Annotated in this window: 12 protein-coding genes (1 of these 12 only partly in view); 5 read left to right on the top strand and 7 right to left on the bottom strand. The window is 72.1% G+C overall.

Annotated features, from left to right (window positions below):
* Positions 1-10 precede the first annotated feature (10 nt).
* Positions 11-1117 (top strand): M23 family metallopeptidase, encoded by a 1107-nt coding sequence (locus PXH83_RS13460; protein ID WP_274560229.1) that lies wholly within the window; start codon positions 11-13, stop codon positions 1115-1117.
* 135 nt (positions 1118-1252) lie between these two features.
* Here PXH83_RS13460 and PXH83_RS13455 read toward each other — a convergent pair whose 3' ends face one another.
* The 4 genes from PXH83_RS13455 to PXH83_RS13440 form a co-directional block, all read right to left on the bottom strand.
* Entirely contained in the window at positions 1253-2605 is a 1353-nt protein-coding gene (locus PXH83_RS13455; RefSeq protein WP_274560227.1) for a PrsW family intramembrane metalloprotease, read from the bottom strand.
* Positions 2606-2684: 79 nt separating this feature from the next.
* Positions 2685-3485: a tRNA (guanosine(46)-N7)-methyltransferase TrmB gene (gene trmB, locus PXH83_RS13450; protein WP_274560225.1), complete on the bottom strand. Its 801-nt coding sequence runs from the start codon at positions 3483-3485 to the stop codon at positions 2685-2687.
* Between the two features lie 332 nt (positions 3486-3817).
* Positions 3818-5035, bottom strand: coding sequence for an L-2-hydroxyglutarate oxidase (gene lhgO / locus PXH83_RS13445; RefSeq protein WP_274560223.1), 1218 nt, complete (start codon positions 5033-5035; stop codon positions 3818-3820).
* 162 nt (positions 5036-5197) lie between these two features.
* Entirely contained in the window at positions 5198-6628 is a 1431-nt protein-coding gene (locus PXH83_RS13440) for an NsdA family TPR-like regulatory protein (protein WP_214921332.1), read from the bottom strand.
* A 609-nt stretch (positions 6629-7237) separates the two neighbouring features.
* Between PXH83_RS13440 and PXH83_RS13435 the strand changes: the two genes are divergently transcribed.
* Positions 7238-9418, top strand: coding sequence for an asparagine synthase-related protein (locus PXH83_RS13435; RefSeq protein ID WP_274560220.1), 2181 nt, complete (start codon positions 7238-7240; stop codon positions 9416-9418).
* Between the two features lie 202 nt (positions 9419-9620).
* Here the strand turns inward: PXH83_RS13435 and PXH83_RS13430 are convergent, their stop codons facing one another.
* Both PXH83_RS13430 and PXH83_RS13425 read right to left on the bottom strand, forming a co-directional pair.
* A complete protein-coding gene (locus tag PXH83_RS13430) occupies positions 9621-11606 on the bottom strand; it encodes a sigma-70 family RNA polymerase sigma factor (protein WP_420803163.1) in 1986 nt (661 codons plus the stop codon).
* A gap of 250 nt (positions 11607-11856) precedes the next feature.
* Positions 11857-12669 carry a TetR/AcrR family transcriptional regulator gene (locus PXH83_RS13425; RefSeq protein WP_274560218.1) on the bottom strand — a complete coding sequence of 271 codons (813 nt, stop codon included), beginning with the start codon at positions 12667-12669 and terminating at the stop codon, positions 11857-11859.
* Positions 12670-13048: 379 nt separating this feature from the next.
* Between PXH83_RS13425 and PXH83_RS13420 the strand changes: the two genes are divergently transcribed.
* Positions 13049-14341, top strand: coding sequence for an NAD(P)/FAD-dependent oxidoreductase (locus PXH83_RS13420; protein WP_420803221.1), 1293 nt, complete (start codon positions 13049-13051; stop codon positions 14339-14341).
* Between the two features lie 162 nt (positions 14342-14503).
* Complete coding sequence (locus tag PXH83_RS13415) at positions 14504-16246, top strand: ATP-binding SpoIIE family protein phosphatase (RefSeq protein ID WP_274560214.1); 1743 nt, start codon at positions 14504-14506, stop codon at positions 16244-16246.
* A 1-nt stretch (position 16247) separates the two neighbouring features.
* Here PXH83_RS13415 and PXH83_RS13410 read toward each other — a convergent pair whose 3' ends face one another.
* Positions 16248-17540 (bottom strand): MFS transporter, encoded by a 1293-nt coding sequence (locus PXH83_RS13410; protein WP_274562812.1) that lies wholly within the window; start codon positions 17538-17540, stop codon positions 16248-16250.
* A 150-nt stretch (positions 17541-17690) separates the two neighbouring features.
* On the opposite strand from PXH83_RS13410, the gene PXH83_RS13405 reads away from it, so the two are divergent.
* Positions 17691-18213 carry the 5' portion of a MarR family winged helix-turn-helix transcriptional regulator gene (locus PXH83_RS13405; protein WP_214921326.1) on the top strand. It continues 35 nt past the right edge of the window, so the window shows 523 of its 558 coding nt (coding positions 1-523); it begins with the start codon at positions 17691-17693; the stop codon falls past the right edge of the window.

The raw sequence follows: 18213 nt of genomic DNA, 5'->3' as shown, positions 1-18213 counted from the left end.
GCACGCCTCCGTGGCGTCAAACAGGCCTGCCCCCGAAGCCACCCTGCCCCCTTACGGGGTGCCGAACGACACCGATGCTTTCGGCGCCGGGGAGGGGACCTGGGAAGAGTGGAACCCCACCGCCGAGTCCGTCCGGCCCGTACGCGGCCGTCACCGCGTCGCCAAGCAGCGCGGCGGAATCGGCCGTAGCTCGACCGTTCTCGGCGTCGGCGTCATCGCCGCTGTCGGCGCGGGCGGCATCGCGACCGCGCAGGACAAGCCGCGGGTTTCGATCTCCCTTCCCGACGCGATAGCCGACTCACTGCCCGACGCCGAGTCCCTTCCCGGCGTCGGCTCCCTCATGTCCGACGACTCGGACACCACCGACCTGGCCACCGCGGGTGAAGCGGTCGTGGCCGCGGCCCCGCTCACCAGCGCCGGCGTCACCACCGCAGACGCGCAGCAGGGCACCACCGACGCGGGCGAGGCACTGCGCGCCCGCATCCTCCAGCAGGCCGAGCAGCAGCAGGACGCGGCCGACGCCGAGGCGAAGGAGGCCGCCGAGAGGGAGGCCGCCGAGAAGGCCGCCGCCGAGGCCGCCAAGCAGCAGAGCGCCGCGGAGGACAAGGCCGCCGAGGAGAAGCGCGAGGCGGAGGCGAAGGCCGCGGAGGAGAAGCGCAAGGCCGAGGAGGCCGCGGCGGCCAAGGCCGAGGAGGAGCGCCTCGCCAAGCTCGCCGCGAGCTACGCCATGCCGCTCTCCTCGTACACGATCAGCTCGACCTTCGGCCAGGCCGGTTCGATGTGGTCCTCCGGCTACCACACGGGCCTCGACTTCGCCGCCCCGACGGGCACGCCGCTCAAGGCCGTGCACGGCGGCACCGTCAAGTCGGCCGGCTGGTCCGGCTCGTACGGCTACCACACGGTGATCGAGCTGGAGGACGGCACGGAGGTCTCGTACAGCCACCAGTCCTCGATCGGCGTCAGCGTCGGCCAGAAGGTCTCCACCGGCGAGGTCATCGGCCGCGTGGGCGCCACCGGCAATGTCACCGGCGCGCACCTGCACCTCGAAGTGCACACGCCCGGTGGCGACGGCATCGACCCGGCGGCCTGGCTGCGCGGCAAGGGCCTCAGCGTCTAGCCGTTTCCACATAGCCGCTTCCACATAGCCGTTTCCACAGTCCCCGGCAGCCTCGGCGCACACCCCCCGACGCCAAGGCTGCCGGTCTGTGCTGTTCATCTGCTGCTGTGCGTCTGCTGCTTGCGTCCTGTGCGTCTACTGCTGGCGGTACGGGTTGTACGCCGTGTAGTCCCGGTAGGGCGCGGGGTGCGGCGGCCACGGCGGCAGCATGCGCACTCTGCCCGTCGCCCGCGCCGCGTACTCCAGGGCGGGCCCGGCCACATCCCTGCGCTGCCACAGATGGTGCAGCAGCTCCTGCTCGCGGGCCGCGAAGTCCGGACCCACGGTGCCCCGGTGTGCCCGGTGGCGCAAGAAGGCCAGGGACGTCGCGAACGCCTCGTACTCGGCCACCGCACGAGCCGCTGCCCGGCCGCCGGGCGTGCGTCCGGCCGCGTTGCGCGCCAGCGAGCGGGCCCGCATGGAGGAGAGGGCGAGCGGCTCGGTGGCGGCCAGCCAGCCGGCGGCGGCGTACGCGGGCAGCTCGGCGGATATGGTGCGCAGCTCGCGCTGGCGCGTCCACACCACCAGCCAGGTCAGCAGCGCGAAGGCGGGGACCATGAAGAGGGCGTACACCGCGTAGAAGCTGTACGGACCGAAGGCCGCCGAGCCGTTCCACAGGGCGTGCACACCCATCGCGAACGCCAGGCCGAGCAGCGGCAGCGCGACACGGCGCACCCGCCCCCAGCGCGGTGGCGCGAGCGCGGCGATGCCGAAGCCGATGCCCGTGCACACCGTGAACAGCGGGTGCGCGAACGGCGACATCACGATGCGTACGAAAAAGGTCGCCGCGGTCACGGACGCGAGGCCGGAGGCGCCCGCGACCTGGTCCTCACCGAAGGCGTTGCCCAGATAGAGGATGTTCTCGGTGAACGCGAAGCCGGTCGCGGTGAAACCGGCGACGACCACGCCGTCGACGATCCCGGTGAACTCCCGTCTGCGGAAGACGAAGATCAGCAGCACGGCCGCCGCCTTCGCGCTCTCCTCGACGACCGGCGCTATCACCGTCGCGCCGAGAGTGTCGGCGCTCGTCGGGTCGGCGGTGGCCGTGGCTATCCAGCGGGTGGCGAAACTGTTCGCGATGATCGCGACGAGGGCGGCGGCGAACGCGCCCCAGGCGAAGGCGAATATCAGATTCCGCCAGGGGCCCGGCTCCACCCGGTCCAGCCAGCGGAACGCCGCGGTCAGCAGCGGCACCGGCAGCACCGCCAGACCGAGGCCGACAAGGAAGCCGTGGGTGCCGGTCTCGTCCCGGACGATCGCGAGGATCACCAGCGCGCAGAGCGCGAGCAGCGTGATCACCGCCCCCGCGCGCACCGCCTTGCTGCGCCACCATGCGCGGCGCGGCTTGTAGCGCCAGTGCGCACGCGGAGGTACGGCGGGGAACTGCGGCTGCTGCTCACAGTCCGGGACCGCCGGATCCTGCCGTGGGTGCGGAGGCGACTCGTACACCCAATGACCCTAGCGAGGGCCACTGACACTGGCGAAGGGGTTACCTACTCAGTGACTTGTCAGTGAAGTGCTCAGTCAGCTACTTACGGCGGAACAACAGGTCGTGCACCACATGGCCCTTGTCGAGGCCCTGGCCCTCGAAGCGGGTCAGCGGCCGGAACTCGGGCCGGGGCGCGTAGCCGCCGTCCGGCACGGTGTTCTCGAAGTCGGGGTGCGCGGTGAGCACTTCCAGCATCTGCTCGGCGTACGGCTCCCAGTCGGTCGCACAGTGCACGGTCGCGCCGGGCGCGAGGCGGGGCGCGGCGAGGGTCAGGAAGTCGGGCTGGATGAGGCGCCGCTTGTGGTGGCGCTTCTTCGGCCAGGGGTCGGGGAAGTAGACGCGCAGCCCGGCGAGGGAGGCGGGCGGGAGCATCTCGCGGATCAGGATGATCGCGTCGCCGTTCGCCACCCGGATGTTGGTGAGCCCGTTGCGCTCCGCGAGCCCGAGGAGGTTGCCCTGGCCGGGAGTGTGGACGTCGACGGCGAGGATGCCGGTGCGGGGGTCTTCGGCGGCCATCTGCACGGTGGCCTCGCCCATCCCGAACCCGATCTCCAGGACGACGGGGAGGCCGCGGCCGCCGAAGAGCTCGTCGAGGTCGAGGACGCGCTGCCCGTCGATGTCGAGACCCCACTGGGGCCACAGCCGCTCCAGGGCGTCGGCCTGCCCCGTGGTCACCCGGCTGCGCCGCGGCTGGAAACTGCGGATCCGCCGCTCGTGGTGAGACCCGGCGGGGTCGGGCGCGGGCCCGCCGGGGAAGCGGGGCTCGCCCTTCGCGCGGTGGAAGGGGGAGACGGCGGTGGTGGTGGCGACGGCGGGGCGGACGCTGGAGGACTCAGACACAATGCCCCGATTCTACGGCGAGGTGGCTGCGCCGCGTCGCGGGATCTATTCCCTACTCCGCCCCTTCCCGCTGTGACACTTTGCGGCTGCCGCGTGGGGGTCCGGGGGGCCGGGGGTCCGGGGCTCGCCCCCTTACGCGGCGGAGCCGCAAATGTCACAGCCGGGAAGGGGGTGGGGAGGGGTCGCCGCCGGCGTCCCGCACCGGCGTCCCGCACCGGCGTCCCGCACCGGCGTCCCGCACCGGCGTCCCGCACCGGCGTCCCGCACCGGCGTCCCGCACCGCAACAGCCACCGCGCCCCGCGCACCCGCGCCCCGCGCCACCGCCCCCCCACTACACCGCCCCCAACACCCCCAGCGCCCGCCGAGCCACCTGCCTCCCGATCGGGAGTGACGCCGTCGCCGCCGGGGAAGGCGCGTTCAGGACGTGGATCGTGCGCGGTGCCTCCCGGATCAGGAAGTCGTCGACCAGCGTCCCGTCCCGCAGCACCGCCTGCGCCCGTACCCCCGCCGGGGTGGGCCGCAGGTCTGCCTCCGTCACCTCCGGCAGCAGCCGCCCCACCGCCCGCGCGAAGGCCCGCTTCGACAGCGAGCGGTGCAGCTCACCGGCGCCGTACCGCCAGTGCCGTCGGGCGATTCGCCAGGACCCCGGCCAGCCGAGCGTCCCCGCCAGCTCCCCCGGCCGGATCGCCGACCAGGCGTACCCCTCCCTGGCCAGCGCCGGCACCGCGTTCGGCCCGACGTGCACGCCACCGTCGATGCCCCGGGTGAGGTGCACCCCCAGGAAGGGGAACGCCGGATCCGGCACCGGGTAGACCAGGCCGCGCACCAGCTCCGGGCGGCCCAGCTCGTAGTACTCGCCCCGGAACGGAACGATCCGCATCCCGGGGTCGTCGCCCGCCAGCCGCGCGACCCGGTCGCAGTGCAGCCCCGCGCAGTTCACCAGAACCCGCGCCCGCACCACCGCCCTGTCCGCCGTCCGCACCGCGACGCCCCAGGGCCGCCGGTCGACGACCTCGGCCTCCGCGCCGTACCGGATCTCCGCGCCCGACGCGACCAGGTTCTCCGCGAGCTGCGCCGCGACCGCCCCGAAATCGCAGACGCCGGTCGTGGCCACCTGGATCGCGGCCAGGCCCCGCACATTCGGCTCGTACTCCGTTATCTGCGCGGGCCCGAGCTCCCGCACCGGAATGCCGTTCTCCCGCCCCCGCTGCACCAGCGCGTGCAGCCTCGGCAGCTCCGCCCGGTCTGTCGCGACGATCAGCTTGCCGGTGATCTCGTGCGCGATGCCGTGCTCGGCGCAGAACTTCACCATCTCGGCCGCGCCCCGCACCGCGTACCGCGCCTTGAGCGAGCCCGGCCGGTAGTAGATGCCGCTGTGGATGACGCCGCTGTTGCGCCCGGTCTGGTGCAGGGCGGGGCCCCGCTCCTTCTCCAGCACCACCACGCGCGTCCCGGGTGCGGCCCGCGTGATCGCATAGGCAGCCGAGAGCCCGACGATCCCGGCGCCGATCACCAGCACATCGCAGTCGTACGCCGTCGCGTTCGTCATCGCCGCTTCACCTCCCACCCCGGCCGGCCCGTGTCTTCCAGGGAGCGCCCCCTGACTCCCGATGATGCACTGACCCACTGACAACGCCTTCAAACCAAGCGCAGAACGGAACAAGAGCACGGAACCGGACCAAGCGCCCAGAACCGAACCAAGCCCGGAGGGTTACGCGGGCGCCACCAGCAGCGGCCGCGCCCGCTCCCGCAGCTCCGCCACCCGCGGCTCGTCCCCGTACGGCTCCAGCCGGTGCAGCAGGTCCCGTACGTACTCCGTCGTACGCGCCGACGAGATCCGCCCCGCCACCTCCACCGCCCGCGTACCCGCCGCGCACGCCGCGTCCAGGTTCCCGGACTCCAGTTCGGCCACGGCCGACACCACCAGGCGCAGCCCGTGCGAGCGTACGAACTCCTCCGTCGGCCGCGACAGCGCCTGCTCCGTGAAGCGCCGTACCTGCCGCGGCGCCTTCAGGTCGCGGTAGCACTCCGCCGCATCGGCCGCGAACCGGTCGTACGAGTAGAAGCCCAGCCAGGACGGGTCCGCGTCGCCCTCCCGTGCCCGCTCCAGCCACCCCTCCGCCGCCTTCAGCGCGGCCCCCGCCGCCTGCGCGTCGCTCGCCTTCGCGTGCGCGCGCGCCTCCACCAGACGGAAGAAGCTCATGGTGCGGGCGGTCGCCAGACCCCGGTTCCGCTCCAGGGCGGCCTGCGCCAGGTCGACGCCCTCGTCGGCGAAACCGCGGTAGGTCGCCTGGAGCGACATCGACGCCAGGATGTACCCGCCCAGCGGCACATCGGCCGCCGCCCTCGCGAGCCGCAGCGCCTGGATGTAGTACCGCTGGGCGGCCTCCTGCTGCCCGGTGTCGAAGGCCATCCACCCGGCCAGCCGGGTCAGCTCGGAGGTGGCGCCGAAGAGGGAGCGACCCACGTCGTCGGTGTACGAGCCGAGCAGCAGCGGGGCCGCGTCAACCCGTAAGCACTCCGGGACCATCGACGAACGCCAGTCCCCGCCCCCGTACTTGGAGTCCCAGCGCCGCGCGTCCTCGGCCGCCTCCCGCAGCTTCGCCACATCACTGTGCCCCACGCGCAGCGGCGTCGCGTCCGACGCGCTCTCGTCGGCCGTGGAGTCGCGCGCGACGGACGAGTCGGCCGGGGTTATGAGCCAGCGGGACGCGGGCGTGGCGTACGCACTGACCGCGAAGGACCCGGCCAGCGACTGCCAGATGCCCCCGCCGCCGGCCCGCCTGCCCGCCAGATCCAGCCGGTACAGCTCGGTCGCCGACCGCACCGCCGCCGATACGTCGCGCGGGAAGGCAAGGCCCACCTCCGGCGCCGGGTCGGCGTCGGCCAGGCCGATTTCGTGCAGCGGCACGGGCCTGCCGAGCTTGGCGCCGATGGCGGCGGCGATGAGGTGGGGCGCGGCGCCCTGCGGCACCATGCCCTTCGACACCCACCGGGCCACCGACGTCTTGTCGTAACGAAGTGTCAGCCCGCGCTGCGACCCGAGATCATTGACCCGCCTCGCCAGGCCGGCGTTGCTGATTCCCGCGAGGGCGAGAACCGTGCCGAGCTTTTCGTTCGGCCCGCGTTGCTCCCTGGACATGCGCCACCCCTCGACACAGACGGCCGTCCGGCGGGACATACCCGGCTTTCCCGCCCGCACAACCACGCGGCCAGCCCAGCCGGTATATGCGCCCCGCGCAGGACATCAGGAAACCCAGCGTAGTTCTCCGCCTCCCGACCGTTAAGGGGGGATGGTCCGTATGGCGAGATTGTTGTAGTTACAGAAATGCTGCGGACGCCTCCCGTGCTCCCGCTGTGTGGCCGTGCGCCCGGCCTGCGCTCTCGCCCGGCCCGGACGGGAGCGCTTCCATGGAGTTGCGTGGGTCGGCCCGCTGCACTGGATCCAGTGGGCTGGGGGACACCGCCGCCTACATCCCCGCTGGCGGCGGACCGGTCCGGGAGGCGAACAGCGCCTCCCGGACTGTGCGTTCACCCGCGGCTTCGGTGCGCTCTCAGAATGGCTGAATGGCGCCTGTCGCCCAGAGACGCCGAAGTCCTTTGCGCAGCGGGCGCATTGACTTGCCCGCACGCTCTCCGTAGGCCCTCCTGCAGCCCGTTGTCGTGGCAGCATGGTCCCGAAGCCGGTTCGAAGCTGATTCAAGCTGCTTCGGTACGTGCGTTTGGTTGTCCACAGGCTGTGGAGGCGGCGATGCGGTGGTTGGTGGGGTGGAGCAGTGTCGCCGCCAGCTTTGGGACAGTGGGGGCGGTCGGCACGCCCGGTTCGGCCGGCGCCGCCAACGGCTCGCATGCGCCGGGCAGTTCGCATGCGCCCGGCAGTTCGGACGACGAGTCCCGCACCGTGCACCCGGTCGGCTCCCAGCTCCTGTGGGGCGACCCCGACCCCCTGTGGGCCGTCGGCGACTGGCGTCCCGACGAGGTCCGCACCATCAGCGTCGACCCCTTCACCCGCCTCGCCGTCCTCGGCTGTTGCGGAGCCTCCGACGAAGAACTGCGCGTCGGCCTCTTCGCGGCGCGCGGCGGCGCACTGCGGCATCTGACCGCCTGGGCCGGCAGCTATACGGTCGTCGTCCAGGTCGGCCGCCGCGTCACCGTGGTGGGTGACCTGGCAGGAGCCCGCCCCGTCTTCTATACGCCCTGGGCCAATGGCACCGCGTACGCCACCGCCGCGCTCCCGCTCGCCGACCTCATCGAGGCACAGCTCGACATCGGCCACCTCGCGGCGCTGCTCGCGTGTCCCGACGTGCCCGAGGCACTGCGCGACGGAACTCCGTACGCCGGTGTACGGCGCATCCCTCCCGGGCACGCGCTCGTACTGCGCGAGGGCTCACGCGAGATCACCGGGTACGAGCAAGTCGCGTCCCTGGCCGTGGCCGCGCCCCAACTCGACCCGCAGCGGGCCGTCGACGGCGTCCGCGAGGCCCTCGTCGAAGCCGTACGGGCCAGACTCACCGCACCGCGCCACGCCCCCGAGACCGTGCCGCCCGACCCCGGGCCCGTGCCCGGCATGGGGCCCGCCGAGCGCCGCGCCGCCCGGGGCGGGCCCGTACCCGGCATCGGCGCCGACCTCTCCGGCGGCAGCGCCTCCGCCACACTCGCCCTCCTCGCGGCGGGCCTGCCCGGCCTGCCGGGGACGGTCCTGGGCCACGGCACAGGCGCCGGAGAGCGCCTGCTTGCCGTCACCTTCAACGACCTGGCCGCCGAAGGGCCGGGCCGCGAAGCCGAACTGGAGCGGGCCGGGGCCATCGCCGCCAACCCGCGCCTGCACCACGTCGTCGTCGCAGCCGGCGAAGAGGCCCTCCCGTACGCCGACCTGGACAGCGGCCCGCTCACCGACGAGCCGGGGCCGTCCCTGGTCACGGCCGAGCGCCACCGCCGCCGCCTCGTGGCGGGCAGCGCCGACCACTTCACGGGCAACGGCGCCCGCCAGGTCCTCGACGCCCACCCCGCCCGGCTGGCCGACCTCCTCATGGACCGCAGACGGCGTGATCTCCTGCGCCCCGTGGCCGCCCTGGCGAAGGTCGAAGGCCCCTCGGCCCACTCTCTGTTCATCCCGCTGACCGTCTACCGCGCCGCGCGCCGTCTTGCCCGTACGCCGTACCGCGCGGGCATCGAGGAGGCGGCGGGCCGCCTGAAGGAGCGCCGCTTCGACGAGCCCGGCGCAAGGGGCGCAGGCAACGGCACAGGCGGCGCACTGGACGCCTCGCTGGCCGCCCTCGCGTGGACCCGGCCGGGCCCGGCCGCGCGCTGGCTCACGGGCGAGGCACTCGCAGAAGTATCGGTTCGCCTCCGGGAGTCGGCCCTCAGGCCCGCGTCCGTACAACGCCCCGGCGAGGCCCGCGCGCGAGCCGCCCTGGCCCGCGCCGCCGCCGACCACCGCGTCTTCGAGCAGGCGGCGGAGGTCCGCAGCCAGCGCCTGCACGCGCCGTTCCTCGACAACCAGGTCGTACGGGCGGCCCGTACCCTCCCCGAATCCCTGCGCGTCCAGCCCGGCGCCCGGGCCGCCATCCTGCGCGCGGTCCTGTCCGGCGCAGGCATCCAGGACCTGCCGCCCGGGTGGGGAGCCACGTCGCACGCCTCATCGGCAGCGGCGGCCCGCGCCGGACTGCGCGCCGCCGTCGGCGACTTGATCGCACTGTTCGACGCGCCGCTGCTGGCCGACGCGGGCCTGGTCGAGGCCCGCGTCGTACGCAAGGCACTGCGCGCCGCAGCCGACGGCGAGCCGGTCCCCCTGGACGGCCTGGCGGACCTGGTGTCCACGGAGCTGTGGCTGCGCCGCCTGGTGTCGCGCCGGGGCACATGCTGGACGGGCACGGCGGCCCCGCGCCAGAGAGCGGTGGCGGGCGGGGTCCCCCCGAGACGCGCACTCTGACGAAGCGGGCCGAATTCAGCCTGTCCGGCGTTTGAGGACACTCCCCCAGACTTCGTCCGGGGGTCTGGGGGCTTGCCCCCAGTTTCGGGAAGGGGCGGGGAGGGGAACAGCGCCGCAGGCAAGCCGCATAGGACACGCGCCCGCATAGGACACGCGCCCACATTAGACACGCGCCTGCACCGCACACGCACCGGCGCCCCCGCTACTCACCACCGCAACTGATCCGCGACTGCGCCCAGTCGGCCAACGCCATCGACTCATGCGCAAGCTCCGGCTCGGCGACAAGCCGAATCGCCTCGCGCCCCGAGACGTCCGCATGAGCCGGCACAGCCGCATCGCCCGCCCGCACCACCCGTGACTGCCAAAGCAGCGCCCCGTCCCCGTACAAAGAGAAACGCACCGCCCCAAATCCCATGGTCATGTCGTCGACACCGACCAGCGCGTCATACGTTTCGCACTTCCGGTTGAGGTCGATGGTGACGGACGACTCCGCATGCACCGTCACCCCGTGCCCGTACTGCACACCGCCGATCGACATGCCCCAGCGCTGCCACAGCCAGCTGCTCTCACCGAGCCGCACCTCGGGCCTGGTGTGGTCGCCGAACGTCCCGTACTCCAGCTTGTTCACCTGGTAGACGACCGGCGCAGGAGGCGGCGGGGGCGGCGGCTTGGGAGTCGGCGTCGGCGTCGGCGTGGGGCTCGGCCCAGGCGGCGGAGGCTTCGGCGCGGGCGGCTTGGGCTCCGCCTCGGACGGCGACGGCTTCGGCTTCGGCTTCGGCGTAGGGGACGGCGACGGCTTCGGCTTCGGCTTCGGCGTAGGGGACGGCGACGGCTTCGGCGGCGCGGGCGGCGCAGGCTCGGGCGCCGGAGGCACAGGCGGCTCGGGCGGCTCCGGGCTCGGCTTCTGCGGTACGACGGGCTGCGCGACCGACGGCTTCGCCACCGGCGGCTTCGGCTTGGGCTTCGCATCGTCGCCCGCGAGGGCGAACACCACCCCGGCGGCCACCGTGACCGCCACGGCCGCCGCGATCGCCGCCTTCGCCGGCGCACCGAGCGCTTCCCCGCCGGCGGCGCCTGCCGCACCTCCCGCCGAACTCCCCCCGCTCGCGGCCGCCGCAGCCCCCGCACCCGCCGCCCCGGCAGCCCCCGCAGCGCCACCCACCACCAGCCCGGCAGCCTTGATCGCGTACCCGCCGGCGAACCAGCCGATGACCGCGACCGGAAGCAGCGCGGGAATCCCGGCGTTGACATCACTCAGCTCACCGGCGGCCACCCGGCAGTTCGCGCACTCCTCCAGATGCTTGCGCAGCCCCCGCTCGGCCCGCATCCGCAAACCGCCCCGGGCATACGCGCCCAGCCGGTCGGCGTACCGCGCGCAGTCCCCGCCCGCCGTGAGCGCGGTGCTCACATGCGCCTGGAGGTACGCCTGCTTGAGGCCCTCGCGCGCCCGGCTGGCCAGCACCGCCGTGGCGTTGGCGGTCAGCCCGAACAGCGGAGCCACTTCGCTCGGCGACTCCTCCTCGACCGTGGTGTGCCAGAGCACGGCCTGCCAGCGCTCCGGCAGACTGCGGAAGGCCTGCATGGCCAGCGTCTGCTCGGCCTCGTGCATGGCCCGCACGTCGGCGCCCAGCTCCAGCGTGTCGTCGTCCGAGACCTCCGTCGAGCGCGCGGACTGCGCCGCGAACAGCGCGAAGTCCTCCACCAGGTGCTCACGCTTGGCCGTCTTCGTCCAGGCCGCGGCGACACGCCGCACCGTCGTCAGCAGGTACGCCCGTACGGCCTGCTCCGGGCCCGCGCCCCTGCGTACCGCCTGCAGCGTGCGCGCGAAGACTTCGGCCGTCAGGTCGTCGGCGGTGTGCGCGTCCCGGCAGCACGTACGGGCGTACCGCCGTACGGCTCCCGAGTGCCTCCGGTACAGCTCCTCGTACGCGCTGTCGTCGCCGCCGCGCATCCGCTGGATCAGCGCGGCGTCGGAGGACGGCGTCCGCTGCATGGGCACGACGCTCACGCCATCACCGGCATCACCGCCGTCACCGGCAGGCGGCCACGGCCCCGGCAGTACGGTCCCACCCCCGGCATCACCATCTGTCCGGCCGGTCCCACCCTGGCTCGGCACCTGCGGTGGAGTCAGCGCCCCCGGCTCCGCACCGGCACGGTCGAGCGGCTCGTCCCGCCCTTCAACACCCATAGCGGAAGCCCCCGTAAGCACCCTTGGACCGGAACACGGCCAAGAATCCCACAGAGCCCATCAGGGTCAGCCGGTCGGACTGGGCAACCACTCGTCCGAGGAGTTTTCCCGGAAGAGAGCACTAGCGCTCACCCGATCGGGGAAGGTTCAACAGTTCAGCAACCCCGGTTCGGCAAGTCCCGCGCAGCCGAACAGCTCGCCCGCCCACCACCAGGCGGACGAGCGAGCCGACGGACAACAACCGAGCTCCCTACGCGGGCCTGGACCGCAGCCCCTCCAGCAGGATGTCCAGCAGCCGCGTCGAAGCCGCCGCCTGCTGCGCCGCATCCGGCAGCGAAGGAGCCGCCGTGGCTATCACCAGCAGCACATCGGCCACCGTCACATCACCACGCAGCTCACCGGACGCACGCGCCCGGTCCACCAGCCGGCCCACGACTTCGAGCAGCGCCGCGGCGCCCGCGTCGTCGCTCTCGTCGCTGTCCGCCACAAGGCCCATGGGCCGCTGCTCGACCAGCCGCAGATCCGGCCCCGCCGCAACGCCCGGCTGCCGCTGCTGCGGCACCCTGGCCTCTTCCAGCACGACAGCCGACCTGTCTGCACCGATACCGGCACCAGCAGCACCGCCACCGACACCTGCGTCAGCATCGACATCGACGCCCACCCGCAGCACCTGCGGCGGCAGCAGCCGGCCCGCGCCGGACGCCACCGAAGTACGCAGGAAACGGGACAGCGCCGACCACGGCTCGTCCTCCTGCCCCAGGGCCGTACGCGCCTGGTCGGTCAGCCGGGAGGTCTCCTCCTCAGCTATGCGGCGAACCAGTACGTCCTTGCTCGGGAACCGGCGGTAGACCGTCCCGACCCCGACCCTGGCCCGTCGCGCCACATCTTCCATCGGCGCCCCGTAGCCCAGCTCGCCGAACACCTCGCGAGCGGCTCGCAGTACATGCTCAAGATTGCGCTGTGCATCCACGCGCAGCGGCGCGGAGCGGGATCCTCCCGTCCCCGCGCGCACGTTGCCGTCCGAAGCGACGGCATTTTGCCAATGAGAGTCCTGAATGTGCATCAGCGTTCCCCCGGTAATGATGTCTCCCCCCGGAGACTCCCCGCCCTGACAGTCGGCCGGGACCGCATACCCGGCCGCCCCGACGAGATACGAACATAGTTGAGCGGGGGTGGATTCAGAAGGGGGTTGTTCCGCACGGAGCGTCCGCCCGAACGGAGTATGGACCGGAACCTTCCTGATTCCGCCCCTTCCCACCCCTCGTCCTCACCCTCTGACCTGCAAACCTTCCGATGGGGCGAGGAATTTCCACACCCTGCGCCACGCATGACCTCCGGTCACACAATTTGCCGGGCCTGTGGACAAACTCCTGAGGGCGTTGCGTCATGGGACAGTGAATGAACCTGCGCGCATTCTCGTTGTCGGCGGCGGCTACGTCGGGATGTACACCGCGCTGCACCTCCAGCGGAAGCTGAGGAGCGGCGAGGCCGAGGTCATCGTGGTGTCGCCGGACCCCTATATGACCTACCAGCCGTTCCTGCCCGAAGCCGCGGCCGGTTCCATCTCGCCGCGCCATGTCGTGGTCCCGCTCCGCCGCGTACTGAACAAGTGCAAGATCGTCATCGGCGAGGCCAAGTCCATCGACCACGCCAAGCGCACCGCGACCGTGACCACCCTCGCCACCGAGGAAGAGGGCACCGGCGCCATCGAGATCACGTACGACGAACTGGTCCTCGCGCCCGGCTCGATCTCCCGCACTCTCCCCATCCCTGGTCTGGCCGACTACGCCATCGGTTTCAAGACCGTCGAAGAGGCCATCGGCCTGCGCAACCACGTCATCGAGCAGATGGACATCGCCTCCGCCACCCGCGACCCGGCCGTCCGTGACGCCGCGCTCACCTTTGTCTTCGTCGGTGGCGGATACGCGGGAGTCGAAGCGCTCGGCGAGCTGGAGGACATGGCCCGTTACGCCTCGCGCTACTACCACAACATCAAGGCCGAGGACATGAAGTGGATCCTCGTCGAGGCCTCCGGCCGCATCCTCCCCGAGGTCGGCGAGGAGATGGGCAAGTACGCGATCCGTGAACTGCGCAGCCGCAATATCGACGTACGCCTGGAAACCCGCCTCGACTCCTGCGCCGACCGTATCGCCGTCCTCAGCGACGGCTCCCGCTTCCGCACCCGCACCGTCGTGTGGACCGCGGGCGTCAAGCCGCACCCCGTCCTCGCCGCGAGCGACCTCCCCCTGAACGGCCGAGGCCGCCTCTCGGCCACCGCCAAGCTCACGATCGAAGGAACGGAACACGCCTGGGCGGCCGGAGACGCCGCCGCCGTCCCCGACCTCACCGCGGACGAGCCGGGCAAGGAGTGCGCGCCCAACGCCCAGCACGCCGTACGCCAGGCCAAGGTCCTCGCCGACAACCTCCTGGCCTCACTGCGCGGCGAGCCGCTCAAGAACTACGAGCACAAATACGCCGGTTCGGTCGCTTCGCTCGGCCTCCACAGAGGCGTCGCGCATGTCTACGGCCGTAAGCTCAAGGGCTATCCGGCCTGGCTGATGCACCGTACGTACCACCTCAGCCGGGTGCCGACCTTCAACCGGAAGGCCCGGGTCCTCGCCGAATGGACACTCGCGGGACTCTTCAAACGCGAGATCGTTTCACTCGGCTCGCTGGAACATCCGCGCGCCGAATTCGAACTGGCGGCGGGTGCGGAACCCCCCAAGACGAACTGACGACTGTCAGTGCGGTCGGTCACACTGGGCGTGTGACCATAGGTGGGCCCACACCTGCACAGAGTGACCCGCCGCAAGCACGACCAGCGAGACAGCCGAGACAGCAGAGACAGCTCAGCCCCAACAGCGACAGCAACGCGACACCATGAGGCTTGAAAGTCAGTGAACTTCACGCGCTGGAGCGCCCGGCTCCCCGGAACGCAGCGCCGCGCGGCAGCGCGGACCGACCGCGGCGCCGTGCCGGCAGCCCGAGGTGAGTACGGCAGGCAGCCCGCGCACGGGTCGGACGAGCCCGGAGAAGGCTCCCTGCCCGTCCTTGCGGGCCTCTCCGTCCGCGAGATCCTCGGCAGCGTCCCCGCCCTGGTCGCTCTCGTGTACGGCCCGGAGCACCGCGTCGCGTACGTCAACGACGCCTACGCCGCAGCCTTCGGCCACAGAGAGCCCGGCGACCCCGCCGCCAGTGCCCTGCCCGAGCTCGAAGAACTGGGCCTGCTCCCGCTCTTGGACCAGGTCCTGCGCAGCGGTACGCCCCGCACCGTCAAGTCCCGCAAGGTGCCCAAGGGCGGCTCGTACACGATCACGTGCACGCCCATCGAGATCCCGGGCAGCGAAACGCAGGGACCCGGCGAAGACGACGGAACAGACGGAACCGAAGGCAGCGGAACAGAAGACAGCGGATCCGAGAGCCGCGGATCCGAGGGCCACGGATCCGAGGGCGGCGTCCTCATCTTCGCCACCGACGTCACCGACCATGCCGAGGCCGCCGAGCGGCTGCGCGCCAGCGAGCGCCGCCTGCGCGAGACCGCCGTAACCCTCCAGCGCTCGCTCCTCCCGCAGGAGCTGGAGCAGCCCGACGACCTCCGCATTGCAGCCACATACCAGCCAGGCGGTACGGACGCTGCGGTCGGCGGCGACTGGTACGACGTCATCACCCTCGGCGCCGGCCGTACGGCCCTGGTCATCGGCGACGTCATGGGCCGCGGCGTACGCGCCGCCGCCGTCATGGGCCAGCTCCGCACAGCGGTCCGGGCGTACGCCCGCCTGGACCTCCCGCCCCACGAGGTCCTTCAGCTCCTCGACGGTCTGGCCGCCGAGATCGACGCCAGCCAGATCGCCACCTGCGCGTACGCCGTCCACGACCCCAACGAGGGCCGCCTCGTCTACGCGTCGGCCGGCCACCTCCCGATCCTCGTCCGCGAAGAGGACGGCACGGTCCGCCGCGCCGAGGACCACACGGGCCCTCCGCTCGGCACCGGCGGCTGGCTCCACACCTCGGGCACGATCGCCCTTCCGCCCGGCTCCACCGCTGTCCTCTATACGGACGGTCTCGTCGAGCGCCGCCGCGAGGACATCGACGAGGGCGTCGCCGCACTGGAGAGGGCCCTGTCCGGCGCCACCGGCACACCCCAGGTCGTCTGCGACCGCCTCATCCGCGCGCTGGGCGTCACCGCCGACCACGACGACGACGTAGCCGTCCTGGTCCTCCAGCACCCCACCCGCACGGGCCAGGACGCCGAGCTCTTCCACAACGCCGCGCTGGAGCTCCTCGGCGGCATCGAGGCGGCACCCAGGGCCCGCGCCTTCGCGACGGGAGTCCTCGCCTCCTGGCGTTTCCCGATGGAGCTCTGCGACCTGGGCGTACTGGCGGCGAGCGAGCTCGTCGCCAACTCCCTCCAGCACGGCACCCCGCCGATGCGCCTGCGTCTGCGCCGCACCGACCGCCGCCTGATCATCGAGGTGACGGACGGCGACGACCACCTGCCGCGCCGCCGGCGCGCCGAACCGGTGGACGAAGCGGGCCGCGGCATCTCGATCGTCGCGACGATCGCCTCGTCCTGGGGCAGCCGCCGTACGCCGGGAGGCGGCAAGGCGGTCTGGTGCGAATTCGCACTGCCCACGGCCTGATTCAGCCGGCCGGCGCGAGATCCTTCTCGGGCACGCCCGCGCCCGCGCTCGAAGCGACGACCAGCGACTTCGTGGGCAGCGGCCGGTCCTGAGCCGCCGTGAGCTGCTTGCCGAGCCGCAGCGCCAGGACGCTGATGCCCAGCGAGAAGGCGATGAAGGTGAGGATGTACGGCGCGTGCAGCGACGCGCCCATCGGCCCGCCCACGGCAGGGCCGACGGCCAGCGCGAGCTGCTTGACCAGCGCGAAGGCCGAGTTGTACTGCCCGACCATCGAATCCGGCGCCAGGTCGGCGACCAGCGGCGCGACGGTCGGCGACAGCATCGCCTCGCCGAGCCCGAAGAGGGCGTACGTCGAGACGAACGCGGCCGTGGCCATCGTCTGGCTGCCGTGCCCAAGGCCCGCGTAACCCGCGACAATCCACGCGAACGCCCAGATGAGCCCGACCAGTGCGATGACGCGCGAACGCCGCCGCCGCTCGACCAGGCGCAGCACCACGAACTGCGCAATCACGATGACGGCGGTATTGGCCGCCAGCGCGATCCCGAGCGTCGAGGGCTGGATCCCGGCGGCCTCGGTGCCGTAGGCGGCAAGACCTGACTCGAACTGCCCGTAACAGGCGAAGAACAGTACGAACCCGAGCCCGCACAGCTGCACCATGGCCCGGTGCTTCAGCAGCGCCCGGAGCCCGCCCTTGGGCCCGGCGTCGTCCTGCGGCATGGCGCCGGGGATGACCGCCGCGCGCGGCAGCTTGACGCTCGCACCGATCGCGGCGAGCACCAGGAACATCACCGCTTCAATGCTGAAGAGCAGCATGAAGCTGTCCGGCCGGCTCGCGTCGACGAGCAGACCGCCGATGAGACCACCGATGCCGAGGCCGAGGTTCGCGAGGAAGAACTGCATGGCGAAGGCCCGCGTACGGGTGGCGGGCGTGGAGCACCACACGATCATCGTGGCGAGCGCCGGCTGCATGACCGCCGTACCCGCGCCGAGAAGGGCGGCGGACAGCAGAGCCGTCGGCACGCCGTCCGAAAGCCCCATGAACAGGGCACCCGCGGAGGCGGTGACCGCGGCCGCCACGAGCACGGGCAGCGGCCCGCGCCGGTCGATGACCCGCCCGGTGAACGGCAGGACGATCAGGGCTGCCACCGCGAACACGGCGAGCACGACACCTGCCGTACTCGCGCCGAGATCCCGCACCTGAGCCACGTACACATACAGATACGGAACGGTGAACCCCACACCGAACGCACTCAGCGCGTTCCCCATCTGAATCCGGTGCATCGCGGCACCCATCGCCCTGGTCACACTCACCTGCCTTGTTTCGAAGTTCGAAGTTTCGAAGAGAAGAGCTGAAGCCTGAAGACTTCAAAGCTAAAGTTAGATCCTCAACAGTACACACTGAAGGACTTAATGGCGAACGGCTGGCGTGCCATACTGCGCGGCATGCCTGAGACCCCAGAGCCGCCCGGCCTCCAGGAGCCGAGCCTCGACGAACAGATCGCCGCCTATCAGCGGGAGTACGGCGACCTTGACCCCCAGGTCGAGAAGGTCGTCTCGGCCCTGGGCCGCCTCAACCGCCGGATGAACGTCGCGTACGGCCGTCAGGTCGCCGCGCTCGGCATCAGCAACACCGAGTGGGAAGTCCTCAAGACCCTCGTGGTCTCCGGCGCCCCCTACCGCCTGGGCCCCGGCGAACTCGCGAAGCGCCTCGGCCTCACCCCGGCCGCCATGACCCACCGCATCGACCGGATGGCGGCCGACGGCCTGGTCACCCGGGACCGCGACGAGAAGAACCGCGTACGGGTGATCGTGGAGCTGACCGACGAAGGCCGCGCGAAGTGGCTCGAAGCGATGCGGATGGCGTCGAGCTTCGAGGAAGACCTGCTCCAGGACCTGTCGGGCGACGAGCGCGCCTCGCTCGGCGACATGCTGATCCGCCTGCTCCGCAGGGTGGAGGACGCACAGC

The organism is Streptomyces spiramyceticus (genome assembly GCF_028807635.1).
In the GTDB taxonomy this organism is placed as follows: Bacteria; Actinomycetota; Actinomycetes; order Streptomycetales; family Streptomycetaceae; genus Streptomyces; species Streptomyces spiramyceticus.
This window is presented reverse-complemented; position numbering and strand designations above follow the sequence as displayed.